General features: G+C 54.8%; 19 protein-coding genes. 2 read left to right on the top strand and 17 right to left on the bottom strand.

Annotated elements, in window-relative coordinates; translation table 11 throughout:
• Positions 1 to 101: 101 nt before the first annotated feature.
• The 4 genes from mukB to cmoM are packed head-to-tail and all read right to left on the bottom strand — an operon-like array spanning position 102 to position 7,351.
• The gene (mukB, locus tag ACMV5H_RS09895) at positions 102 to 4,541 is read right to left on the bottom strand and encodes a chromosome partition protein MukB (protein WP_414821757.1); all 4,440 of its coding nucleotides are present in this window, start codon (positions 4,539 to 4,541) and stop codon (positions 102 to 104) included.
• Entirely contained in the window at positions 4,538 to 5,266 is a 729-nt protein-coding gene (gene mukE / locus ACMV5H_RS09890) for a chromosome partition protein MukE (protein WP_021804905.1), read from the bottom strand. Before mukE ends, mukB begins: the two co-directional genes overlap by 4 nt.
• Positions 5,247 to 6,569, bottom strand: coding sequence for a chromosome partition protein MukF (mukF, locus tag ACMV5H_RS09885; protein ID WP_021804906.1), 1,323 nt, complete (start codon positions 6,567 to 6,569; stop codon positions 5,247 to 5,249). The genes mukE and mukF overlap by 20 nt, the downstream gene beginning before the upstream one ends.
• A complete protein-coding gene (gene cmoM / locus ACMV5H_RS09880; RefSeq protein ID WP_414821756.1) occupies positions 6,566 to 7,351 on the bottom strand; it encodes a tRNA uridine 5-oxyacetic acid(34) methyltransferase CmoM in 786 nt (261 codons plus the stop codon). The genes mukF and cmoM overlap by 4 nt, the downstream gene beginning before the upstream one ends.
• A gap of 152 nt (positions 7,352 to 7,503) precedes the next feature.
• Between cmoM and elyC the strand changes: the two genes are divergently transcribed.
• Complete coding sequence (gene elyC, locus ACMV5H_RS09875) at positions 7,504 to 8,277, top strand: envelope biogenesis factor ElyC (RefSeq protein ID WP_021804908.1); 774 nt, start codon at positions 7,504 to 7,506, stop codon at positions 8,275 to 8,277.
• Here elyC and ACMV5H_RS09870 read toward each other — a convergent pair.
• The 6 genes from ACMV5H_RS09870 to ACMV5H_RS09845 form a co-directional block, all read right to left on the bottom strand.
• Positions 8,274 to 9,170, bottom strand: a complete 897-nt coding sequence (locus ACMV5H_RS09870; RefSeq protein ID WP_021804909.1) for a YcbJ family phosphotransferase — start codon at positions 9,168 to 9,170, stop codon at positions 8,274 to 8,276. The genes elyC and ACMV5H_RS09870 overlap by 4 nt on opposite strands.
• A 134-nt stretch (positions 9,171 to 9,304) precedes the next feature.
• On the bottom strand, positions 9,305 to 10,054 hold the full coding sequence (kdsB, locus tag ACMV5H_RS09865) for a 3-deoxy-manno-octulosonate cytidylyltransferase (protein WP_021804910.1): 750 nt from the start codon (positions 10,052 to 10,054) through the stop codon (positions 9,305 to 9,307).
• Positions 10,051 to 10,233 carry a Trm112 family protein gene (locus ACMV5H_RS09860; RefSeq protein ID WP_021804911.1) on the bottom strand — a complete coding sequence of 61 codons (183 nt, stop codon included), beginning with the start codon at positions 10,231 to 10,233 and terminating at the stop codon, positions 10,051 to 10,053. Before ACMV5H_RS09860 ends, kdsB begins: the two co-directional genes overlap by 4 nt.
• A 273-nt stretch (positions 10,234 to 10,506) precedes the next feature.
• Positions 10,507 to 11,733: a winged helix-turn-helix domain-containing protein gene (locus tag ACMV5H_RS09855; RefSeq protein WP_414821755.1), complete on the bottom strand. Its 1,227-nt coding sequence runs from the start codon at positions 11,731 to 11,733 to the stop codon at positions 10,507 to 10,509.
• Positions 11,734 to 11,843: 110 nt separating this feature from the next.
• Positions 11,844 to 12,065, bottom strand: a complete 222-nt coding sequence (locus ACMV5H_RS09850) for a cold-shock protein (protein WP_021804913.1) — start codon at positions 12,063 to 12,065, stop codon at positions 11,844 to 11,846.
• A 220-nt stretch (positions 12,066 to 12,285) separates the two neighbouring features.
• Positions 12,286 to 12,495 (bottom strand): cold shock domain-containing protein, encoded by a 210-nt coding sequence (locus ACMV5H_RS09845; RefSeq protein WP_021804914.1) that lies wholly within the window; start codon positions 12,493 to 12,495, stop codon positions 12,286 to 12,288.
• Positions 12,496 to 13,012: 517 nt separating this feature from the next.
• On the opposite strand from ACMV5H_RS09845, the gene ACMV5H_RS09840 reads away from it, so the two are divergent.
• Positions 13,013 to 14,419 (top strand): VOC family protein, encoded by a 1,407-nt coding sequence (locus ACMV5H_RS09840; RefSeq protein WP_021804915.1) that lies wholly within the window; start codon positions 13,013 to 13,015, stop codon positions 14,417 to 14,419.
• 1 nt (position 14,420) lies between these two features.
• Here ACMV5H_RS09840 and lpxK read toward each other — a convergent pair whose 3' ends face one another.
• The 7 genes from lpxK to aroA all read right to left on the bottom strand — a co-directional run bounded on the left by lpxK (position 14,421) and on the right by aroA (position 24,082).
• A complete protein-coding gene (gene lpxK, locus ACMV5H_RS09835) occupies positions 14,421 to 15,398 on the bottom strand; it encodes a tetraacyldisaccharide 4'-kinase (RefSeq protein WP_209522290.1) in 978 nt (325 codons plus the stop codon).
• Positions 15,398 to 17,143, bottom strand: a complete 1,746-nt coding sequence (gene msbA, locus ACMV5H_RS09830) for a lipid A ABC transporter ATP-binding protein/permease MsbA (protein WP_021804917.1) — start codon at positions 17,141 to 17,143, stop codon at positions 15,398 to 15,400. Before msbA ends, lpxK begins: the two co-directional genes overlap by 1 nt.
• A 35-nt stretch (positions 17,144 to 17,178) precedes the next feature.
• Positions 17,179 to 19,467: a ComEC family protein gene (locus ACMV5H_RS09825; protein ID WP_414821754.1), complete on the bottom strand. Its 2,289-nt coding sequence runs from the start codon at positions 19,465 to 19,467 to the stop codon at positions 17,179 to 17,181.
• Positions 19,468 to 19,698: 231 nt separating this feature from the next.
• Positions 19,699 to 19,983 carry an integration host factor subunit beta gene (gene ihfB, locus ACMV5H_RS09820; RefSeq protein ID WP_004928264.1) on the bottom strand — a complete coding sequence of 95 codons (285 nt, stop codon included), beginning with the start codon at positions 19,981 to 19,983 and terminating at the stop codon, positions 19,699 to 19,701.
• Between the two features lie 62 nt (positions 19,984 to 20,045).
• A complete protein-coding gene (rpsA, locus tag ACMV5H_RS09815) occupies positions 20,046 to 21,722 on the bottom strand; it encodes a 30S ribosomal protein S1 (RefSeq protein ID WP_021804919.1) in 1,677 nt (558 codons plus the stop codon).
• 191 nt (positions 21,723 to 21,913) lie between these two features.
• Positions 21,914 to 22,603: a (d)CMP kinase gene (cmk, locus tag ACMV5H_RS09810; RefSeq protein WP_021804920.1), complete on the bottom strand. Its 690-nt coding sequence runs from the start codon at positions 22,601 to 22,603 to the stop codon at positions 21,914 to 21,916.
• Between the two features lie 192 nt (positions 22,604 to 22,795).
• A complete protein-coding gene (gene aroA, locus ACMV5H_RS09805) occupies positions 22,796 to 24,082 on the bottom strand; it encodes a 3-phosphoshikimate 1-carboxyvinyltransferase (RefSeq protein WP_021804921.1) in 1,287 nt (428 codons plus the stop codon).
• Positions 24,083 to 24,095: the final 13 nt, after the last annotated feature.

Raw genomic sequence — 24,095 nt, 5'->3', positions numbered from 1 at the left:
CCGGCAAAAAAACACGCCTATCATCCTCGTCATGCAAAAAAATAGCCACCTTCAGGCGGCTATTTTCAGATTTATAGTGCACTTTTTTAGCTTTGTGGCGTTTATTCCGACACCGAATCTAAAGCTGGTTGTTCACTGGCGAACCCACGCAGGCCAACCACGTGCACATGCTCATGGTTCTGGAACACCTTACGCACCAGTTTATAGGTGGTCCCTTTTTCCGGGCTGATGTTTTCTGGTGCAGCGATAATCAACTGCATCTCCAGACGATCGCACAGCTCAAACAGCGTGGCGATGGATTTGGCATCCAGACGCGCGGCTTCATCAAGGAACAGCAGGCGGCAAGGCGAAATATCTTTACCCCGCAGGCGGCGTGATTCCTCTTCCCAGCTCTGCACCACCATGACCAGAATTGACATACCGGTACCGATCGCTTCCCCGGTAGACAACGCGCCACTTTCCGCACGCAGCCAGCCGTCGGAGCCACGGAACACTTCCACTTCCAGCTCCAGATAGTTACGGTAATCCAGCAGCTCTTCACCGATGGTTTGTGGCGTGCGCTGGCCCATATCGATCTGCGGGTTCAGGCGCTGATACAGCTTGGCCAACGCTTCCGAGAAGGTCAGACGGTTGCTGTTAAACAGATCCTGATGCTGTTCCTGCTGCTCGGAGAGCACATCCAGCAAGGTGGCATGCGCTTCCCGTACGTTGACGTTCAGCCGCACGCTCTTCACCTGACCGAAGGAAACCGCTTGCAGCCCCTGGTTAAGCATCCGGATACGGTTCTGCTCGCGCTGAATGGTCTTGCGGATAATGTTCGCCACGCTCTTCGAACTGATCGCCAGTTTCTGTTCGCGGGCGGTCAGCTCTTCTGTCAGACGGCCCAGTTCGATCTCCATCTGTTCGATAGCTTCGACCGGATCGTCGGTGCGGATAATATCCTGACGGATACGCTCACGCAGATGCTGATAGACCGCGATAAAGAACTGGATCTTGCGCTCTGGCCGTTTCGGATCTTCCGACAGGCGCAGCACGTCACGCAGATGTTCGTTATCCGCCACCGCCAGACGCAGCGCACCCAATGCCTTATCCGACATCGAACGCAGCTCGTCACCGTCCATATAGGCCAGTTCACGACGGTGCAGACGGCGTTCAACCCCGTTGTCTTTCACCAGACGCATCACGGCACACCAGCCCGCCTTGGCGGTCACCACCTGCTCACGCAGTTGGTAATAATCACGCTCCAGCTTGCGCAGTCTCTTTTGCAGGCTGTCCATTTCCGCTTCGCAGAAGGTCAGCTGTTTCTCCAACTGGTTACGGCGGTTACGGTTATTACTCAGCGAGGCATGTAATTCGTCCCGGCGCTGCCGCGCGCGGGCTTCGGCATTAGCATCGGCCTGCACGCCAATGTCTACCAGTTCCTGGCTCAGCTCTTTAAGCATGTCGCGTTTGGCGTCATAAGAGCTTTTCAGCGAGGCCAGTACCTGGCTGTATTGCGTAAACTGGGTCTGATACTGGCGCAGTTGCTCGCGGGCGCGGGTACGTTCCGCTTCCGCATGTTCCAGGCGTTGACGCAGTTTATCGTTGAGATCGTTATCGGCATTCTGCATGCCAGCAGAATCGGTATAGCTGAAGTGAGCGCGGCGCTGTACCACTTCCGTCAGGGCAAAGGCTTGTTGTTTGGCCTGGCGTTGGGTGGCCTGGGCCTGTGCATAGTCCTGCTGAAGCTGCTCATGTTGCTCCGGATCGCTTTGCAGCACCGATAACATAGGCTCCAGCTTGGCCAAGGAAACGCCGTGCTGTTGGATATAGCGCGCAGCATCCTGCGCCTCTTCCATTTCCTCGCGGATCTCTTCGACACGATCCTGCAAGGTTTCATCATTCAGCAGTGAGACCAGCGGCATCAGGCGGTTGAGTGCGGAAATGCCCTCTTTGGCCTGATCGTATTGCTGACGCTGCTGTTGGTTCTGCGCTTCGTGGTTATTGAGCGCACGCTCAATTTCACCACGGCGGCTGTTCAGAGCACGGATATCCGCTTCAGGATCCGCGTCAAACGCCACGGCGAGGTGCGAACCGATAAAGCGGCTGAACGCCTGGTGAGAACGCTGGGTTTTCTGCACGTCAAATGACAAGGTGGCGTAGCGTTCGGCCAAGGAGTCACGTTCTGCGTACAGCACTTCCAGGCGATTTTCCCGGGCAGCACGGCCAAACAGCGGCACCTCAGGGTAGCGCGAGTAACGCCACTGGCGATCGGCGATTTTCACCACCACCGCTTTTTCTTGCTCTTCGACGGCGAACACGCTGTCGTCAAACGACTGCGGATCCCCTTCGATCAGGTAGAGATCTTCCGGGCAGTCTTCCAACCCTTCCAGCATCTCGCGCACCAGCGACAGATCCGGCACCACAATCGCGTGGCGCGACGGGCCGTACAACGCAGAGAAGTACGGGGCATCGTCAATGGTGACATCGTCATAGATTTCAGACAACAGCACACCGCCAAAGCGCTCCGCCAGCGTTACCAGACGCTGATCTTCTGCCCCGCTCGGCTGGCTGAGACGTTCAATCTGCGCTTCGATTTCACGCTTGCGACTGACCACTTCATCACGTTCAACCGTGGTTTCGCGTTCGCGCTCCAGCAGTTGCTGCATGTATTCGGTAACCTGCTGACCATCTTCGAAGGCTTCACCGCTCTGCTCGCTGAGCTGGGTCAGTGAATCCTGCGCGGCCAACCAAATCGGTGCCCTGGCAGTCAGCTCCTTGATGCGCTGCTGGATCTGCTCCAGCTCCTGGCGCATTTCCATCCGGCGCTCACCGGCCTCGCTGACGCTTTGGGACAACGATTCCAAACGCTCTTCCAGCTCTTGCTGCAAGGCATCAAGTTCATCCGGCTGATAACTCTGCCCGTGACGTTTGCAGAACTCCTGCAACAGACGTTCGGCATCCTGCTGCGAGCGCAGACGTTGCTCCAACTCGCTCAAACGCATCCGCAACGGCTGCACACGCTCGGCCTGATGCTGCTGCGAAGGCCAGTCACGCAATAGTTCACGCGCGGTTTGCCAGGCTTCACTGCGGCTGACTTCGCCCGCAATTTTACCCACCAGCTGATAGGCCTGCTCGAATTGGCTGTGAGCGGCATCCGCCACGCTTAACTTTTGTTCCAACTGCAACAGGGACTCTGTCGCTTCCTGCTCACGCGCCTGGAATGTATCCAGCCACTCTTCGGCATTTTCGGCGGTGAGTTCCGGTACCTGACACAGCGCACGGGCGCGCTCAAGAGCCTGAAGTGCCTGCTGATATTGAATGGCACGGGTTTGCTGCACGTCCAACGCCTGCTGGTAATCGGCGAGCTGGCTTTTCAGCTCATCCACCTCCAGCTCTGCGGCTTCGGCACGCGCTTCGTTTTCCGCCTGCTGCTCGCTCGCTTCGGCGACAACCTCATTCTGTTCTTCCAGACGGTAGGTCAGCTCTTCCAGATCGCCTTCATAGCGTTCGATCTTTTCCTGCTGGCGCATTGCGGTCTGCACCAGATTGAGGTGATCGCTGGCGGCCTGATAATCGGTTTCCAGATCGGATTCGGCACCGCTTTGCTCAGCCAGCTCACGCGCCATTTCAACGTGGCGGAACTGCTCGGCGGCCAGCTGTTTGCGGCTGCTCAGTAACTCGTTGCGCAATACCAGCGCCCCATCCAGATGGATACGCCGTTCATTGGCATGGCGCATGTAGTCTGCGGCAACGTACGAGGTCGCTTCGGAAATCAGATGCTTGAACAGGTCGCGGTCCGACTGGGTGACGCGGATCGCTTCCAGCGTCATGCGGTTCTCGCGCAGAGCGGCTTCCATATCCTGGAACGCTTTACGCACGCCGCCGTTTTCCGGCAGCAGGTAATCACGCAGAGAACGTGTAATGGCACTGGAAATCCCGCCGTACAGCGAGGCTTCGATCAGACGATAGAACTTGCTACGGTCGGAGGAAGTGCGCAGGCGCTTGGGCAGCACCCCCAGATCAAACATCAGGGCGTGGTAATCGGTGATGGAGTTGAACTGCTTGAACTGCACCCCTTCCATCTCTTCAACACGCTCTTTCAGTTCCTGCAACGAAAGAACCCGAGCCTGACGCTCACCGACGGTCTCGGTCAGCAGTTCGGTCGGTTGCACTGCCGTTGGCAGCCCCTGAATGGTGAAAGGTTTGATATCGACCTTACGATCGCGCCCCGCAACCTGTTGCAGACGAACCCCGACCACCACACGCTGGTGGCGTGAGTTGACTACGTCCAGCGTTGAGTAGCAGACACCGGCACGCAATTTACCGTGCAGGCCTTTGTCGCGTGAACCGCTGGTGGCGCCGGCTTCGGTGGTGTTACGAAAGTGCAGCAGCGTCAGATCCGGGATTAGCGCCGTGACGAAGGCCGCCATGGTGGTGGACTTACCGGCCCCGTTACCGCCCGAAAGCGTGGTGACCAGCTCATCGAGATCAAAGGTTCGGGCAAAGAAACCGTTCCAGTTAACCAGCGTCAGTGAGCGAAATTTACCGCGTTCAATCATTCCTGTTCATCCTCTGCACTGTCCTGGGTGGCTTCTGCCTGCGCATCTTCCGCATCAACTTCATCGTTCAGTGACAGGCTGTTTTCTACCGGCATCGCCTCACCGTCGCGGATCATCCGCAACTGGGCTTCGCGCGGATCGTCACCGCTACGCACATCGGCACCGAAGCGGAACACCGCCTCGGTAATGCGGAATTTGCTGTTGTCATTGCCCATGAAATACACCATGCCCAGACGGCGCAGGCGATTGAGCGAGGAGCGCACTTTTTCATGCAGCTTCTGACGGTCAAGATCCGAACCGGTGGAGCGCTGGTTGACGAACTTCAGCAGCTTGCTCTCATCCGCCAGGCTCAGCAGCTCATCGTACAGCTCCTGCTGGCTGAAAATACCTTCATGCGCCAGGCGCTCGGGGCTCAGGTAGAGGTAGCACAGGATCTTGCCGACCATCATGTCCAACTCGGAAAGCACCGAGCGTGGAATGAGCGTGGTCGAGCGCGGGCGCAAATAGAAGAACCCTTCCGGCGCCCGGATCAGCTCGACGCTGTAACGGGTATAAAACTCTTCCAGCTCGTCTTGAAAATCCATGAGGAATGCGTGGTTGTCCAACTCATCGATACCGATGTGACGACCTGCGCGCAATTGGCTGTCCAACGCCGGAAACAGCGTGTTAGACAATGCCTTGGCCAGCTTGACTGGCATTACTTGTTCAATATTTGTCGATGACATGGGCCTGTACCTTGGCTCCGTAATCATTGATTGCCTGCCACTGCGCGGGCAACCCTGAAAAATCAGCTTCAGCCACACCAAGGCGCACTGCCTGGTCGACCACTATGCGGGCAACGTCAAAGTGACGCACACGCGGATATTGCGCCAGATAATCGCGCATCACTGCCCCTAAATCGAGCGGCATCTTTTGTTCCTGATAAATCTTCAGTGCCTGTTCGATCATCGCTGCCAGCTGTTCGCGAATTTCGCTGAACTCTTCATATTCCAGATCTGGCGGCAGTTCCCCGGTGACCTCTTCACTGCGCAACGCCAGCTCTTCGTCACGCATATCGAGCAGACGATCGGCGTTGGCATGGGTCAGCGTCCAAGGATTATCGAAGTAGTTTTGTACCGATTGGCGCAGGCGTTGGGCAAACACGCGGTTTTTATCCATATCGATGGCGGTACGGATAAACTTGTGCACGTGGCGATCATAGCCGATCCACAGGTCAATCGCCTGTTGGCCCCAACTGATGATGCGATCCAGCTTGCTTTGCAAATCAAACACCAGCTTATCGACAAAGCCCAGCTCCATCTCACCCAGCGTGGCGTCCTGAATCCTCAGCAGGTTGGCCTGGAGTTTATCACCTGCGGCCTCCAGCGTATCCTGCAGTTCACGCAAGGTACCGGAGGTTTCCGACAGCAGCATCTCACAGCTGGAGATCGCCGCACGCCAATCCTGGTTGAGCAGCGCCGCGATATCGGTTTTCACGCTCTGTTGCTGTTCATCCATCAGGCGCTGGGTCAGATCGATACTGTCGAAGATTTCCGCTACCGAGTATTTCAGCGGAGCAAAGACGTTGCGGTGCCAATGGAAATCATCGCCACCCTCTTCGGCAGCATCTGCCGCACGCTTCAACTCTTCCGCCACGATCGACAACTGCATGGAAAGGCGCAGGGTCGAAAACTCACGCTGGCGGATATAGTAATCGGTAATACCAATACCCAGCGGCGTCAGGCGATAGATGGCATTGCCGTCCGCCAACTCGCTGGTAAAACGGTTCAACAGGCGCTGGCGCACCATGTCGTTAATCGCATTGTTGGCGCGTATCGCCACCGTTTCATGCGTCTGTTCAAACCCTTTGCTGACATGGCGAAATGCATCAACCAGCTCACCTTCGCTCATCTCGCCGTCCAGCCGCTCACCATTTAACGTGGCGATAGCCAGCAAAAACGCAAGACGCTCAGTGGGGAGCGAAATAGAGAAATCATTTTTCCGTGCCCAGGCGACCAGTTCGGGTACTGTCTGGGAAAATTCACTCATAGTTCGTCCTTCAGGTTCGGTTTATGCGCCGAGACGTGAATATAGCGCCCCAAACTCACGTAAGGCTCTTGCCGACAATAAAGCTGTTCAAGCGCCAGTAACTCTTCAAATTTTTGGGTCTGTAGCTGCCTGCTTTGCAGATAATCATGGAAAACCCTCACGCCGGTTTTGCCTGAAATCTGCATGCCCATCTGCTCCAACCAGCCGTAGACCAGCGGTGGGCTGTGTGGATACTGCGGCGACAGCGAGCGCTTGCGACGCCGCCTGACCTCGGGATCCACCAGTTGGAAGTTGCCCAACACCACATTACGCATCAACAAACCGTTGGCATTAAAGAACATCAGTGACAGTGCGCCCCCGGGCACCAGGCAGTCATACAACGCCTGCAAGGCCACCTGCGGTTCGGCGATCCACTCCAAAACCGCATGGAACAATATCAGATCGACCGGTTGTGCCAAATGCTGACCAATCTCTTGCGCCGAACTTTGTATGAATTGCATGTTCTGGCTCACACCTTTCTGCTCGGCCAGCAACGCAGCGCGTTGGATCATCTCACCAGAAAGATCGCACAACAAGACCTGATGTCCTAATTCTGCCAGTTGGCAGGCCATGTGGCCTTCGCCCCCACCAGCATCCAGAATGCGCAGCGGCCGCTGTGGTAACTGATCCAGCAGCGTGGTCAGATCCTGCCAGACTACCGCCTGACGGATTTTCCCCTTGGTGGTGCCGTAAATATTACGCGCAAACTTCTCGGCAATATCGTCAAAATTGCGATCCTGCATGGACAACGGCTCCGCTGATTCTATCTTGGCCGACGGCAAAGCGCCTGCCCATTCAAACCTGCTATTTTGGCACAGACTGGCTTAGAATAAATCTTCTTGCCGCATGAATGCGGCCAGATGTCGTTTTTTCGCCCAAAAGGACCTGATTTTTGATGTTATTTCACTTAAAAAAATTCATTGGCGGCCTGATGATGCCTCTACCCGCCCTGCTGTTGTTAATGGGGCTGGCATTATTGCTGCTGTGGTTTACCCGTTGGCAGAAATGCGGCAAAGTCATATTAAGCCTGAGTTGGCTGCTGTTGCTGTTGCTCAGCCTGCAACCGGTCGCCGATCGCCTGTTGAAGCCGTTAGAATCCAGTTACCCGACCTATAGAGGCAACGGCCAGATTGACTATATCGTGGTGCTTGGCGGCGGTTATACCTATAACCCGGACTGGGCCCCCAGCTCTAACCTGCTCAACAACAGCCTGCCACGAGTGACCGAAGGCGTCAGGCTATACCTGTCGCACCCGGGTAGCAAGATGGTCTTTACCGGTGGAAAAGGCGCGAAAACGCAAAGCAGCGCGGCCACCGCAGCACTGGTGGCGGAAAGCCTGGGTGTGCCTGCCAACGACATCGTGCTGGTGGACCGCCCGCGGGATACCGAACAGGAAGCCGCAGAGGTCGCCAAATTGGTAGGGAAACAGCCGTTTGCGCTGGTGACATCTGCCAATCACTTGCCGCGTGCCATGCGCTTCTTTGAGGCTCAGGGCCTGCACCCAATCCCGGCTCCGGCCAATCAACTGGCCATTACCTCACCGCTGAATATCTGGGATCGGGTGATGCCTTCCGCGATGTTCCTTGGGCACAGCGAACGGGCGGCATATGAAACGCTGGGCAGCCTGTGGCAGCAGCTAAAAGGGGATGGTGAAGTCAGCAGCAATTAGTGAGCCAGCCAGGGCCGTAGCTGTTGTGCGGCCTGATCGAACGCCGGGCGATCCAGCTTGCCGGTATGGATCATCCTGGCTACCGCCTCCCACACCACATAAAGCCAACGACGAGACAGGAAAGACTCCGCCACTGGCGCACGCTGTAGGTAGTGGAACAGCAATTGATCCGGCATCTCCGCCTCGCAAAGCCTGAACAGCTCATATTCCCGTGGCGCCCACAGCATCATGCCTGGGTTGAGCATCGCCAGCAGTTGGTCGGTTTTGGCATCTTTCAGCATGCTGCGTAACCCCAGATTACCGTGCACCAGCACGCAAGGGTCATCAAAATCGGCAAAGAAGTCGATCAGCATTTCGCGCGTGCGGTACAGCAGGCGGCGGTCTGCCATGCTTAACAGCGGCGAGTTCATATTACCCAGAGTTGACCAAAGTACTTCGATACGCTGCTGGTACCAACTGCACCAGTCATTCTCCTGCGTGCTGTCAACCGTGCCCACGCAGCCGTGGCTATCGATACGGTGCCAGGCCAGCATGCCGTCGACAATCTGGTCCATCAAGGCTTCCCAACGGGCCAAAGTCCGGGTTGGAGCCTCGACCGAGACGCCACGCAGGCGTTCGATCAGCAATATCTCTTTGTAGGGCGCTTGCCGGGTGTAGACCACGCCAAACACCGTTGGCAGACGAATGTCCCCTTCACGCGCCAGCATGGATAACTTGTAAGCTTCCTGCTGGGCAATGCCCTCACAGACGAAGCTTTTCGCCATCAGCGGGATCGCATGATCCTGGCGATCGTACAGTGAATACAGATGGGCATAAGGCTGTTCGCTGACGCGTTCCAGACGACCAACGGACTCTCCCAGCACAATACTCAATTCGGCACGCAGCTGCTCCATGGAACGACCCCCTCCACATTAAGGATAAGCAACTGTCATCATTGAACGGTGAGCGGAGAAATTCTTCAATGCAGATCAATAAAAAGGGTAAATCAGGGAATTGAGATGGCCGGGGTCTCCGGCCAATAGATGACTCAACGCTTGATGCTGTCCCGCACTCGTTGCAAGTCTTCCGGGGTATCGACACCGACGCTCGGAATGGCCTGCGCCACCGCGACGTGGATCTTTTCGCCGTACCACAGCACACGCAACTGCTCCAGCAGTTCAATCTGTTCCAGCTGGCTTGGTTGCCAGTTGACGTAGCGGCGGACAAAACCGGCGCGGTAAGCATAAATCCCGATATGCCGCAGCAGGCTATTGCCAATAGTCTCTTTTGATTGAGCAAAACGCTCACGATCCCAAGGGATGGTGGCACGTGAGAAATAGAGCGCATAGCCTTGCGCATCCATCACCACCTTGACCGCATTCGGGTTGAAGGCTTCTTCTGCGGTTTCGATCGGTACCGCCAGCGTGGCCATCCCTGCGCTACTGGCCGCCAGGTTTTCTGCCACCTGACGCACGATAACCGGCGGGATCATCGGCTCATCGCCTTGCACATTGACAATGATTTCATCATCGGCAAAGCCACATTTTTCGATCACTTCCGCCAGGCGTTCGGTGCCGGAATGGTGGTCCGGGCTGGTCATGCAAACTTCACCGCCGGCAGCCTCGACCGCTTTGGCCACCTCAGGGTGATCGGTGGCGACAATCACGCGGGAAGCCCCTGATTCACGGGCTCGTTCCATCACATGCACCACCATCGGCTTACCGTGGATATCCGCCAACGGTTTACCCGGCAAGCGGGTGGACGCATAACGCGCCGGGATGATAGCGATAAAACTCATGCGTGTTTCTCGTCCAGTGGGATGGTGCGCGCTTCGTTTTCCAGCAATACCGGAATACCATCACGTAATGGGTAGGCCAGGCCGTCCAGTTTGCAGACCAGTTCCTGATGTTCTTTGTTGAAATAGAGCTTACCGTTGCAAACCGGGCAGGCAATGATTTCGAGTAAACGGTGATCCATGCTTCCTCCAGGGGGAAGATATGCTAACTAGGGAAAGTGCGTGACGATAGCATAACGCCATAGGGCCGGTTAATCACCGCCTGATTTGCTCAGACGGTTGCCGAACGGGAAATTTTTCTGCGGGGGTTGAATCACTCCATTAGCAGGCGTAGAATTTTTTGTGATTTACATCACAAAAAAATGAGAACCTGCAAATGATCAAACGTCTTCATAAAATCATCGCGCTGTTTGCCAACTACAGCAACTAACAAAGCTTAGGGCGAGGGGCGTTAGTTATTCTACTTCCCAGCCCTGCCCCCACTCTGCGGCCAACAGCGCCGGAACATCGCCCAGCGAAATCTGCTGCGCCCCGTGCCATTTCGCCGTACGGGTGATTGCCTGACGAATATCCTGACAACGCTGCTTACCCAGCTTGACCCCAGATTCAAGATGGAAACTGATCGCTTCAAACACGCCCTGTTTGCGGTGCATTTTCGCATCTACCCGGCCAATCAGTTCACCCCGTTGCAACAACGGCAAAGTGAAATAGCCGTACTGGCGTTTTTCTTTTGGCGTGTAGCATTCCAACCGATAGTCAAAGTTGAACAGTTCCAGCGCGCGCCGCCGATCCCACACTACCGGATCAAAAGGAGACAGCAGGCAAGTTACCGTAGATTTCAACTTCCCTTGTACCGCCAGCGCCAACTCGGCTGCCAGCGACTGATGGACATAAAATTCCCCTTCCAGCCCGTCGATAGCGATCTGGGAGATCTCTCCCTGCTGTAATAGCATTGCCAACAACGGTCTGGGGGCGACGCGTTTCAAGCGGTAATAATCCGCCAGCCATTCGGCTTTAAACACGCCGAGATAGCGGCAACTGCGGGTGAGCATCTGTTGCTGCGCCGTCGCCAGAGGTAAGGCATGTACATCATCATCCCACTGCGGCAATAAACGTTCGGTGAGATCGTAGACACGTTGAAAATTACGGCGTTCAGCCACCATCAACTTGCCAGAGGTAAACAGAATTTCCAGATGACGCTTTTCCGGCTTCCAATCCCACCAGCCGTTAGCGCCTTTCTTTTCGGCGCTAAAATCGGCCGAACGCACCGGCCCATTTACCGCGATATGCTGTAGCAGTTCATCGATAGCCTGTTGGTGCTGTTGCACCCATTCCTGCGAGTATTTCCACCCCATCCCCTGAGGTTGCAGCATGCGGTGGCGTAACAGACCAAAGTCATCGATAGGGAGAAAACAGGCTTCGTGCGCCCAGTACTCAAACAGTTTGCGGCTAGCCAAGGCCTGTTCCAGCCATTCTGGCCGATAATCACCCAAGCGACTGAACAGCACCAGGTAAGGGCTGCGGGCCACCACGCTGATGGTGTCAATTTGCAGCAACCCCATACGATCGATGGCGGTAATTACATCATCGGGGCAAGCCTGGCGTTTGATCGGGGATAGCAGCCCTTGAGCGGCAAGATGAAGCGCGCGGGCAGAGGAAAGCGAAATAACGGGGATTGGCATCCTGATATCCAAGGGTCATTGAGCAATGGCCTGATGATAGAGGATCCTGGAGAAATTTTCTTCGCCAGTGCATGGGGTGGCGGCACCGGCACTGGCGAGGAAAGTTTGGGTCAGAACGCGATAACGTCTGCCGCTGACAGCCCGTGAGAGCTACGATAAATCGAGAACTCGACGTTCTGACCTTCGTTTAATGACTTGTTCTTGGTATTGGCGATAGCACGGCGGCTAACATAAATTTCGTCACTACCATCGACCGGTGAAATAACACCATAGCCTTGAGCCTGATCAAACCATTTCACTTGGCCCATTTTTAGCATTGTATTCTTAAACATATTTTATATCCTTTCACTTGAGCATCCTTCACAACGTTATTTTTGTTATTGTGTGGACGCTACCAGCCCATCCTAAAGTTTCTCGTAACAAACCTCTCGTGAGCAAAAATTAAAAACCCGCACTACGGCGGGCTGTTTGAGCTTAATATCTTCCGCATAACTCAGCATAAACGCGTCATTATGGTTGTATTAAGCTCTCTATACGCTATTCCCTGTAAACTTACAGAGCAACAACGTTGGCGGCAGCCGGCCCGCGCGGGCTGTCCTGAATGGTATACTCAACACGCTGGCCTTCTGCCAGAGTCTTGAAACCTTCGGTCATGATTGCAGAGAAGTGTACGAATACATCTTTGCCGCCATCTTGTTGTTCAATGAAACCAAAACCTTTACTTTCGTTGAACCACTTAACCTGACCAGTCTTCTTAGACATTACTATTACCTTTTAAATAGTTACAAAAACCTGCCCTATGGCAATTTGGCCGTTTTTCAGAATCATTACTTATGGGAGGTACTTAGAAGGTTCGTCTTTGAAGCGGAATCAGATGATAACGTCTTGGGAGGAACTACTTAATCTATACTCGTACATAAATAGCGCTGCATCACAGGCCGGTATGCATTAACTCATAAACTCATCATCAAGACAAGAGGTTTATCACACTTTTTAGCTATATCCGCCAAAAATATTCCTATCACACTGATTTTCAAAATTTAAACCCCTCTTTTTTTTAGCTCACCGAAAGAGCATTTCGCTCATCACTCACCACTTGGGGTGATACCTGCAAATGAGAGCCAACGCATAAAACACTAATATCGTTAGCCAATCGATAACAAATCACGAACCAACTGACTAGACTTGAGTCAAAAACACGGTGAGGTGTCATCTGGCCAGCACTATTGGCGGCCTAAACCGCATTTTTCAGATTTTATTGAGCTAAGGAGCTAGCAGTATGATCGACCAGCACTTCGTCTCGCCGAATGACATTCGCGCCAAATTTTCCCTGGCAATGTCGGCCATGTATCAACAAGAGGTGCCACTGTATGGTGACTTGATCGAACTGGTCGCTGAAACCAATCGGGAGGTGCTGAGTAAAGATTCAGCCTTGGCACATGGGTTGCAGATTACCGGTGAAATCGGTCGATTATCGATGGAGCGCCACGGCGCTATCCGCGTCGGCACGGCAGCTGAATTGCAGACTTTACGACGACTGTTTGCCGTCATGGGCATGTCTCCTGTGGGTTATTACGATCTCACCGCTGCTGGCGTCCCTGTCCACTCCACCGCCTTTCGTGCCGTACATGAAGCCGATCTGCAAGTCAGCCCGTTTCGCATCTTTACTTCGTTGCTACGGCTGGAACTGATTGAGAATGTGGCGCTACGCGAGCTGGCACAACGGCTGCTGGATCGCCGCTGCATTTTTACCGAGCGGGCTTTGGAGCTGATAGCGTTACATGAAGTTCAGGGCGGGCTCGATGCTGAACAAGCGCAAGAATTCGTTGCCCAGGCGCTCGAAACCTTCCGTTGGCACCGTTTGGCCACCGTCAGCGCCAGCGAGTATCAACAGTTGCACAATCAACATCGCCTGATCGCCGATATCGTCGCCTTCAAAGGGCCGCATATCAACCACCTGACACCAAGAACGCTGGATATCGATCGAGTACAGGCGGCAATGCCAGAACGCGGGATCCCGCCTAAAGCGGTGATCGAAGGCCCACCTACACGCAACTGCCCTATTCTGCTACGCCAGACCAGTTTCAAAGCGTTAGAGGAACAAGTCCTGTTTATCGAACCCGACGGTCATCAGGTTGCGGGCCATCATACCGCGCGTTTCGGTGAAATTGAGCAACGGGGCGTAGCCCTGACCGCCAAAGGGCGAGCGCTTTACGATCGCCTGCTGCAGGCCGCCCAGGATGCATTACAGGTTCCGGCTACGGAAGATAATGCTCCACGCTATTACCAACTGCTGGCTGAGCATTTCCAAGCCTTCCCGGATGATTACAATACACTGCGCGTGCAGCAATTAGCCTGGTTCCGCTATTTCCCTACCGAATGCGGGCTGGCGGCTAAAGAGACCGTTGAGCAGCACAGCACGCTTGAACAGCTCATCGCACTGGACTACATCCGCTTCCAGCCGTTGGTGTATGAGGATTTCCTGCCGGTCAGCGCCGCCGGAATTTTTCAGTCTAATCTGGGGGGGAGCCGCCATGCGCAATACGCGGCGTCATCAAGCCGTGCGGCGTTTGAACAGGCATTAGGGGCAGGCGTGATTGATGAGTTGGCGCTTTACCAGCAAACACAGCAGCGCTCACTGCAAGCTTGCGCGCAAGCCTTGGGCTTGCACGCTTTGGAAGCTTAGATTATTTGATTAACTTCTGGATCCCTTGCAACAGTTGCTCGGCCTGCTCGGTGGGAAGTACCGCTTCAACCGGTAAATACCACCAGTCAGGCTGGGCAAAGGCACGGCATTTCACCGCATCCTTCTCGGTCATCAGCAGCGTTTGGCCTTGGCTCGCCAATGCGGCTAACTGCCCGTGGTTGTATTCCTGGTGATCGGCAAAAGCAACCTCGCGATCGACTTCAACCCCCAACTTTTCTAGCGTGGCAAAAAATCTTGGAGGATGACCGATCCCTGCCATCGCCACCACGTGGGGCAATTCGATCGCCGGGCGGCGCTCACCGCTGGCGATATTCACCGCATCCTGCGCCTGGAGCTTCATGGCGATTTCCCCCGGCTGGGCAACACCGCCATTTGCCACACAGGCATCCACCGTCTTTAAGCGGGACACACGCTCACGCATTGGGCCAGCAGGTAGCCACCAGCCATTGCCAAAGCGACGAACGCCATCGATCACCACCAGCTCAAAATCACGCTGTAAAGCATAGTGCTGGAGGCCATCGTCGGTGATGATCAAATCAAGCTTGCCCTGGTTCAACAAGGCTTGCACCGCTTCGGCGCGCTTTGGCGAAATAGCCACCGGTGCCCCGGTGCGCTGAAAGATCAGCACGGGTTCATCACCGGCCTGCCGGGTGGTAGTCTGAGCATCCAGCACCAGCGGATAGACCGCCGACTTGCCGCCGTAACCTCTGGAAACCACGCCGACCCGGTAGCCACGCTGTTGCAGCTGTTCAACCAACCAGATCACCATCGGTGTTTTACCGTTGCCACCCGCAGTGAGGTTCCCCACGATAACCACTGGCACCGGCGCACGCCAACTCTTGCGCAAGCCACAGCGGTAGCTAAGGCGGATCAGGCCGCTCACCAGGCCATACAGCCAGGAGAGCGGCAACAGCAGCAGGTAAACCAGTGAACTACCTGACCAGATACGCTCTATCATTACTGACCAAACTGCATGCGGTGAAGTTGTGCGTAAGCCCCTTTCTGCTCGATCAACTCGGCATGCTGGCCACGTTCAACGATACGCCCATCTTCAACCACCAGGATCTCGTCGGCTTTCTCGATAGTCGACAGACGGTGGGCAATCACCAATGAGGTACGGTTTTTCTGCAGTTCGTCCAAGGCCGCCTGGATCGCACGCTCGGATTCGGTATCCAGCGCGGAGGTGGCTTCATCCAGGATCAGGATTGGGCAATCTCGCAGCAAGGCACGAGCGATGGCAATACGCTGACGCTGACCACCGGAAAGCATCACGCCGTTCTCACCGATCACCGTATCCAGACCCTGCTCCATTTTATCAATGAAGTCGGTGGCATAGGCCATGCGCGCCGCTTTCTCGATCTCTTCACGGCTGTAGCGCTCTTCACGAGCATAGGCAATGTTGTTGGCAATGGTGTCATTGAACAGGTGGACGTTCTGTGAGACCAGGGCAACCTGATCGCGCAGCGAGGCCAGGGTATATTCCCTCAGGTCGTGGCCATCCATCAGGATCTGCCCTTCCTGCACGTCGTAGAACCGCGTCAGCAGGTTGGCAATCGTCGATTTACCCGAACCAGAACGACCAACCAACGCTACCGTTTTACCTTCTGAAATGCTCAGATTGATATCACGCAGCGCTGGGATCTCGCGCCCAGGATAGGCGAAGGTCACATTACGGAATTCGATATCACCTTTGGCACGTTCAACCTGGCGAGTACCGGTATCCTTTTCCTGTTCCAAATCCAGGATCGAGAACAACGTCTGGCAGGCCGCCATGCCGCGCTGGAACTGGGCATTCACGTTGGTCAAGGATTTCAGTGGACGCATCAAGGCAATCATGGCGGAGAACACCACGGTAATGGTACCGGCGGTCAGCGTATCCATCACGCTAGGGAAGCTTGCTGCAAACAGCACAAACGCCAATGCCAATGAGGCGATCAACTGAATAATAGGATCGGCAATAGAAGAAGCCGAAACCAGCTTCATCCCCTGTTGACGCATGCGGTTACTGACGGTGTTGAAGCGCTCGGTTTCCACCTGTTGGCCACCAAAGATCAGCACTTCTTTATGCCCTTTCAGCATCTGTTCTGCACTGGTCGTCACCTGCCCCATGGTGTTTTGCATATTTTTACTGATATTGCGGAAACGTTTGGAGACCAGGCGGATCGCGAAGGAAACGATCGGTGCCAGCACGATCAGGATCAGTGAGAGCTGCCAGCTGTAATAAAACATCATGATGAACAGGCCGATGATCGAGGCCCCTTCACGCACCACGGTAACCAACGCGCTGGAAGAGGATGAAGCTACCTGTTCCGAGTCGTAGGTAATACGTGAAAGCAGAGTTCCTGTTGATTGCTGGTCAAAAAAGGCCACCGGCATTCGCATCATATGGCCGAACAGGCGGCGGCGCATCTGCATTACCACCATGCCAGACACCCAGGAAATACAGTAGCTGGAGACATAGCTGGTGATGCCACGCATCAGCATCAGGCCAATCACGACCAACGGCATCCAATGCAAGACTCGGCTATCGGCTTTACCAAAGTCGTCTAATAACGGTTTGAGCAGGGACAGCATCAACGTATCCCCCGCGGCGTTTAAAACCAGCGCAATGGCGGCGACCACCAACCCGGTTTTAAACGGTGTGATCATCGGCCAGAGGCGGCGGAACGTCTGCCAGGTGGACAGATCTTTATCATTCATCATGCAAATACCAGCATCGGAAGAAATAGCGGCCCATTCTACTCATTATCCCCCTCAACGCCAAACCGCTGATGATACCAACGTGGATTTAGTTGTTCGCGAAAGCCTTTAACTTGCCAATCATGACGATAAAAATACACGCTGAGCTGCCCTGAGCGGGCCGTATCACGCCAGGGAATGTGATTTTCCCGATAGCGTTTGACTATTTTTGCTGCCGGTAACCGCCAAGCGTTATAGCGGGATGCCGAGGCAAACGCCAGCTCGGGGGCAACGGCACGCAAAAATGGCGGCGTTGAAGATGTCTTGCTGCCGTGATGTGGCACCTGAAGGATAGTGCTGGGTAAATTCGCACGTTGTTTCAGCAATGCCTGCTCAGCTCGGCGTTCAATATCACCCGTCAGCAACAGGCTGAACTTGCCGTCATCGACACGCACTACGCAGGAATCATCGTTAGCGGCATAATCCACCCTTGCAGGAGGCCACAACACCTGAAAGTTTAGCTCTCGCCACACCCATCGCTGCCCTTGTACGCAAGGCAGGTGGCCAACGTTAACGATCGGCGTACGCACGCTGGCCTGTGGAAACGCCGCTTCGAGTACCGGCAAGCCGCCGATATGATCCAGATGGCTATGGCTGATCACGATTTGCTCCAGCGAGATCTGCCGCCAACGCAGGAATGGCAAAATGTTGCGCTCTGCCGCGCTGGAGGCTTGCCAGCGGTTGCCCGTATCAAAGATGACGGCCTTACCTTCTCGCTCGATCACCACCGCCAGGCCGTGCCCTACGTCGAGCATATCTACCCGCCAGCGATATTCTGGCGATCTTTCCCGCCCGAATAGGCAACCTAGTACCACAACGGCACAACCAACAGGAAAGTGATACCACCAGCGAAAACGCCAGCAAACCACGGCTAACCACCCAAGGGCGCTAAATTGCAGCAAGGCAGCCCCAACCTCTAGCCACCCTTGCTCGAGCCCGGGAAGCGGCCATAAGGCCCAACTGACGGTAAGATCGGCCAATTGCCAACACCAGTGGCTTACCGGCGGAATAAAAAACAGCATCAATGCCAACAATATCAACGGAACCGACAGCAGAGAAACGATCGGTACCGCCCAAAGGTTGGCGGGTAACGATGTCCAGCTCAAGCCATGAAACAGGCCAAATTGTAACGGCATCAGCAATAGCGTCATACCTAGTTGCATGTGTAGCCAACGCAGAGGTGCCCAACCCCAAGAAGTGCTGAAGCGCCTGGGCAACGGTGCCCATTCGAACCAAAAGATTAAGGCCGCAACCGCCAGGGCGGAGAGCCAGAAGCTGTCCGAAAGCACCGACATAGGATCGCACAGCAACAGCAGGCTGATACACCACAGCCAGATTTGCCAGGAAGTGCAGGAAACTCCTTTAAGGCGCAGCCAAAGCCACAGAGACAAGGCAATAAAGGCCCTCATTGCCGGAGGTTGCCCACCTGCCAACCACACATAGCACAGCGCCATCAACCAACTGACGACCAGCGGCAAACGGTAGCCGATGTATCGCGCGGGCAACAAAAACTGCACGCCACGTGCCAGCCCCCAGGCAAAGGCAGCGGCCAGGGAAATATGCAGGCCAGAAATGGCCATCAGGTGAGCCACGCCGGTTTTCATCAGTTGCCCACGCAGTTCATTACTCATCAGCGAGCGTTCGCCAAACGCCAGCGCCAGCAACACCGGGCGTTGCGTCAGTGGAATGAACGATTGATCCATTTGTTTGACGATCAGTTGGCGCCAGTTGCAGCCCTTATCCAGTGCCGTTGCAGAACGTACAAAGCCACGCAACGGTTGCCGATTAGCAATGGCCCAACGCTGCCCGTCAAAGCCCCCTTCATTCAGGCTGCTATGTACCGGACGGAAGCGAATCTTCATTGCCCAACGTTGCCCCGCACAGGGCTTTTCGCCACGCCAGTTTGCCGTAAAGGACAATGCAGGAACCAGCCATCGCCCGCCAACCTGCTCAATACGCAGTTGCACCTGTGGCGTTTCAGCCCCGTTCAGCCAAATGCTACGCACGGAAGCAATCACGGCTTTATCGCCGTTGGTCGTCAACGTTGCGACTTGCTGCATCAACAGGCTGGCACTGCCGGTGGCGTAGATAAAGCCCAGCAGGCAGCAGCATAGTGCCTGGCGCCATGGATTCGGCTTATATCGCCAGAGCCACAAAGCCGCAACGGCTAGCCCCATCAATAAAGGCCACGATGGTAAGTGGGGCAAAAACAGTATCGGCAGCATCCCCATCACCAAAGCGATGGCGGCCCTATCCAGTGAGATCCTGATTTCCGCGCTCCTTGCCAAGTTTATCCTGCAACAAATGTGACTTCTCAGACGAATAACCGCCAGTTGCAGGTTGCTACTCAGGAAAGGAGGTCGTAAACAATCGGTTGGCTATTTGGCATTTGCAGGAAAGGTTGCGGAGCGGAGCGCAAATTTTGGCAGGTATGGGAGGGTTTTCAGGCGAAAAAAAACGGCACCCTAAGGCACCGTTTTATATTCTTTACAAGCAACAACACTATGGGTGGTCAGCGACTAGCCATAGATATTGGCACGGTCACGTAACTCTTTACCTGGCTTGAAGTGAGGGACGTACTTGCCGTCCAACTCAACTTTGTCACCCGTTTTAGGGTTACGGCCGACGCGCGGAGCACGGTAGTGAAGAGAAAAACTGCCGAATCCGCGGATCTCGATGCGCTCACCTTCGGCTAGCGTAGCTGCCATGTGTTCGAGCATCTCTTTCACTGCATCCTCAACGGCCTTCGCCGGAATATGAGATTGCTGGCCAGCAAGTCTTTCAATAAGTTCAGACTTGGTCATAGTTCCTCCAAGCTTTGCAGCTAAACTACCGTATCGGGGCGGTCAGAAACCGCCCCCCGTCATTACTCGCCTTTAGCCGCTTTGAAAGCTTCAGCCATAGCGTTAGAGAAGTTGCTTTCTTCCGGTTTGGTGTTGTTAACCGTAGCGATTGCATCTTTCTCGTCAGCTTCGTCCTTCGCACGGACGGACAGGCTTACAACGCGGTTCTTACGGTCAACGCCAGTGAATTTAGCTTCAACTTCGTCACCAACGTTCAGAACCAGAGTTGCGTCTTCAATACGGTCGCGAGAGGCTTCAGAAGCACGCAGGTAACCTTCTACGCCGCCTGCTAATTCAACTGTAGCACCTTTGGCGTCAACTGCAGTGACTTTACCAGTAACAATAGTACCTTTCTTGTTCATAGACAGGTAGTTATTGAACGGATCTTCAGCCAGTTGCTTCACGCCCAGGGAGATACGCTCGCGCTCTGCGTCAACTTGCAGAACCACAGCTGCGATTTCGTCGCCTTTCTTGTATTCACGAACTGCTTCTTCGCCTGCAACGTTCCAGGAGATGTCAGACAGGTGAACCAGGCCGTCGATGCCGCCGTCCAGGCCGATGAAGATACCGAAGTCAGTGATAGACTTGATTTTACCTTCAACGCGGTCGCCCTTGTTGTGGGTTTCTGCGAACTGCTGCCATGGGTTGTTTTTGCACTGCTTCAGGCCCAGGGAGATACGACGACGTTCTTCATCGATGTCCAGAACCATCACTTCCACTACATCGCCCACGTTAACAACTTTGGACGGATGGATGTTTTTGTTGGTCCAATCCATTTCAGAAACGTGTACCAGACCTTCAACGCCTTCTTCGATTTCCACGAAGCAGCCGTAATCAGTCAGGTTGGTAACACGACCAGTCAGCTTGGTGCCTTCTGGGTAACGTTTAGCGATAGCAACCCATGGATCTTCGCCCAGTTGCTTCAGGCCCAGAGATACACGAGTACGCTCGCGGTCGAACTTCAGCACCTTGACAGTGATTTCGTCGCCCACGTTGACAATTTCGCTTGGGTGCTTAACGCGTTTCCAAGCCATGTCAGTGATGTGCAGCAGGCCGTCAACGCCGCCCAGATCCACGAATGCACCGTAGTCAGTGAGGTTCTTAACGATACCTTTAACTTCCATGCCTTCCTGCAGGTTTTCCAGCAGTTGATCGCGCTCTGCGCTGTTTTCGGATTCGATTACTGCACGACGAGAAACAACAACGTTGTTGCGCTTCTGATCCAGCTTGATGACTTTGAACTCAAGCTCTTTGCCTTCCAGGTGCAGAGTGTCGCGAACTGGACGCACGTCAACCAGGGAACCTGGCAGGAACGCACGAATACCGTTCAGCTCTACAGTGAAGCCACCCTTAACTTTGCCGTTGATAACACCGACGACAGTTTCAGCTTCTTCGTAAGCTTTTTCCAGCGTGATCCAAGCTTCGTGACGCTTAGCTTTCTCACGGGACAGCAGAGTTTCACCGAAGCCATCTTCAACAGCGTCCAGCGCAACGTCAACTTCGTCACCAACCTGGATTTCCAGCTCGCCCTGGGCGTTTTTGAATTGCTCAGCCGGGATGGCAGATTCAGATTTCAGACCGGCGTCAACCAGTACGACATCTTTATCGATAGCAACAACAACACCACGAACGATGGAACCCGGACGGGTTTCGATTGTTTTCAGGGATTCTTCAAAGAGTTGAGCGAAAGATTCAGTCATGTTTAATCTTCAGGGTTCTATAGTTTAACGTCCATTTAGCGTCCCGCCGAATGGGGTTGTTTCACATACCTTGCCATTGGCTTCCTGCCGACAAGGTTTAGGTTACAGGGGTAAAATTTTACCCGATATATTCAGTTACTGCTATGCAGTACGATGACAAATATGACAAAAAGCTAAAAACGCCGCCGCGCTTATTGCTGCGGCAACGCCAAAACTTCATGTGCATATGCCAACGCCCGCTGGATCACTTCCTCGATCGACATGCTGGTAGAATCCAACACGAGGGCATCGAGAGCCGGTACCAGTGGCGCAATAGCCCGATTACGGTCACGGTCATCCCGCTCCTTTATCTCGGCTAAAAGACGTTCAAAGTTAACATTAAAGCCCTTTTCCTGCAACTGTAGCATGCGACGATGCGCACGCTCTTCGGAACTGGCGTCAAGGAAAATTTTAACCGGCGCATCCGGGAACACCACCGTGCCCATGTCACGGCCATCGGCGATCAGGCCCGGTGCCTCGCGAAATGCGCGTTGGCGGCGCAGCAGCGCCTCACGAACTCGTGGGAATGCGGCCGTTTGCGAAGCCGTATTGCCAACGGTTTCGGTGCGGATCTCATTACTGACGTCCTCACCTTCCAAAATAACCTGCAGCTTGCCGTCCTGAGCAACAAAGCGGACGTCGAGATGGGCGGCCAAGGGGACTAACGCCTCTTCAGAGGTGATATCCACCTGATGGTGCAACGCTGCCAGGGCCAGTACGCGATAAATCGCGCCGGAATCCAGCAAACGCCAACCAAGGGATTCTGCCAGCGCCTTGCACAGCGTGCCTTTGCCTGCACCACTTGGTCCATCAACGGTTATCACCGGAACTGTAGCCGTCATTTCTCTCTCCTTCAGGTAGGAACCTCACAGGAACACGCCCTGCTGTCTGCCCAAGTAGGAGCAGATTCGGGGGCGTATTATACGCGCCTGTGGAGTTTACTGTTACCGCGAACTGTCTGATTGCCGAAAAGATGGGCACTAATCGCAAAAAAGGCCTCAAACGAGGCCCATTGATAACGGATATAGAGAAGATTAGGCCAACTGGCTGATACGCGCCAACTGCTCAAAATAGTCCGGGAAGGTCTTGGCGGTACACTTCGGATCAAGAATGGTCACCGGCGTATCCGACAGCGCCACCAGCGAGAAGCACATCGCCATACGGTGATCGTTGTAAGTGCCGATCTCGGCAAACTGCAGCTTGCTTGGCGGCACGACGTGGATGTAATCCTCACCTTCATCCACCTCGGCGCCAACTTTACGTAGTTCTGTTGCCATCGCCGCCAGACGGTCGGTTTCTTTTACCCGCCAGTTGTAGATATTGCGGATGGTGGTCGGCCCGGCCGCGAACAGCGCGGTGGTGGCAATGGTCATCGCCGCATCTGGAATGTGGTTCATGTCCATATCGATGCCTTTGAGCTCACCGCGGCTGCACTCGATAAAGTCATCGCCCCAGGTGATGCGCGCGCCCATTTTTTCCAGCACGTCGGCAAATTTGGTATCGCCCTGCACGCTTTTCTTACCGATACCGGTAACACGCACTGTGCCGCCCTTAATCGCCGCAGCGGCCAGGAAATAGGATGCTGAAGAGGCATCGCCTTCTACCAGATAGTCGCCTGGTGAACGGTAAGTCTGCTGCCCACGGATATGGAACACGCGATAGTTGTCGTGCGTGACTTCCACGCCGAAAGTCCTCATCAGGTGCAGGGTAATATCGATATAAGGTTTGGAAACCAGCTCACCCAAAATATGGATAGCGGTGTCTTGGGCCGCCAACGGTGCCATCATCAGCAAGGCGGTCAGAAACTGGCTGGATACGCTGCCGTCAACGCTTACGTCGCCGCCGCGGAAACCGCCACGCAGGCGCACAGGTGGATAATCGGTTTGTTCAAGGTAATCGATTTGCGCCCCGCCCTGGCGTAAGGCATCCACCAGATGGCCGATCGGGCGCTCTTTCATGCGCGGTTCGCCGGTCAACACCACGTCGCCCTCTCCCAGACACAGTGCTGCCGCTAATGGACGCATTGCCGTACCGGCATTACCGAGGAACAGCTCCAGCGGCTGCGCGGCAACCAACGGGCCAGCATTACCCTCAACGGAACAGGTGGTGCGATCGTCGGAGAGCTGGTAACTCACTCCCAGCGCCTGCAAGGCATTCAACATATGACGCACGTCGTCGCTGTCCAGCAGGTTGGTCAGCCGGGTCGTTCCCCGCGCCAGTGCAGCCAGTAGCAAAGCCCGATTGGATACGCTCTTGGAGCCGGGTAAGTTGACGGTGCCATCGACCAAAGCAACCGGTTGTAACGTCAGGGAATCCACCATGTGAACAAAACTC

The sequence above is a fragment of the Serratia sp. N21D137 genome (assembly GCF_047530005.1).
Taxonomy (GTDB): Bacteria; Pseudomonadota; Gammaproteobacteria; order Enterobacterales; family Enterobacteriaceae; genus Chania; species Chania fonticola_B.
This window is presented reverse-complemented; position numbering and strand designations above follow the sequence as displayed.

Excerpts from the sequence above, each read along its gene's own strand:
- mukB (WP_414821757.1), bottom strand. The coding sequence starts at position 4,541 with ATGATTGAACGCGGTAAATTTCGCTCACTGACGCTGGTTAACTGGAAC.
- mukE (WP_021804905.1), bottom strand. The coding sequence starts at position 5,266 with ATGTCATCGACAAATATTGAACAAGTAATGCCAGTCAAGCTGGCCAAG.
- mukF (WP_021804906.1), bottom strand. The coding sequence starts at position 6,569 with ATGAGTGAATTTTCCCAGACAGTACCCGAACTGGTCGCCTGGGCACGG.
- cmoM (WP_414821756.1), bottom strand. The coding sequence starts at position 7,351 with ATGCAGGATCGCAATTTTGACGATATTGCCGAGAAGTTTGCGCGTAAT.
- elyC (WP_021804908.1), top strand. The coding sequence starts at position 7,504 with ATGTTATTTCACTTAAAAAAATTCATTGGCGGCCTGATGATGCCTCTA.
- ACMV5H_RS09870 (WP_021804909.1), bottom strand. The coding sequence starts at position 9,170 with ATGGAGCAGCTGCGTGCCGAATTGAGTATTGTGCTGGGAGAGTCCGTT.
- kdsB (WP_021804910.1), bottom strand. The coding sequence starts at position 10,054 with ATGAGTTTTATCGCTATCATCCCGGCGCGTTATGCGTCCACCCGCTTG.
- ACMV5H_RS09860 (WP_021804911.1), bottom strand. The coding sequence starts at position 10,233 with ATGGATCACCGTTTACTCGAAATCATTGCCTGCCCGGTTTGCAACGGT.
- ACMV5H_RS09855 (WP_414821755.1), bottom strand. The coding sequence starts at position 11,733 with ATGCCAATCCCCGTTATTTCGCTTTCCTCTGCCCGCGCGCTTCATCTT.
- ACMV5H_RS09850 (WP_021804913.1), bottom strand. The coding sequence starts at position 12,065 with ATGTTTAAGAATACAATGCTAAAAATGGGCCAAGTGAAATGGTTTGAT.
- ACMV5H_RS09845 (WP_021804914.1), bottom strand. The coding sequence starts at position 12,495 with ATGTCTAAGAAGACTGGTCAGGTTAAGTGGTTCAACGAAAGTAAAGGT.
- ACMV5H_RS09840 (WP_021804915.1), top strand. The coding sequence starts at position 13,013 with ATGATCGACCAGCACTTCGTCTCGCCGAATGACATTCGCGCCAAATTT.
- lpxK (WP_209522290.1), bottom strand. The coding sequence starts at position 15,398 with ATGATAGAGCGTATCTGGTCAGGTAGTTCACTGGTTTACCTGCTGCTG.
- msbA (WP_021804917.1), bottom strand. The coding sequence starts at position 17,143 with ATGATGAATGATAAAGATCTGTCCACCTGGCAGACGTTCCGCCGCCTC.
- ihfB (WP_004928264.1), bottom strand. The coding sequence starts at position 19,983 with ATGACCAAGTCTGAACTTATTGAAAGACTTGCTGGCCAGCAATCTCAT.
- rpsA (WP_021804919.1), bottom strand. The coding sequence starts at position 21,722 with ATGACTGAATCTTTCGCTCAACTCTTTGAAGAATCCCTGAAAACAATC.
- cmk (WP_021804920.1), bottom strand. The coding sequence starts at position 22,603 with ATGACGGCTACAGTTCCGGTGATAACCGTTGATGGACCAAGTGGTGCA.
- aroA (WP_021804921.1), bottom strand. The coding sequence starts at position 24,082 with ATGGTGGATTCCCTGACGTTACAACCGGTTGCTTTGGTCGATGGCACC.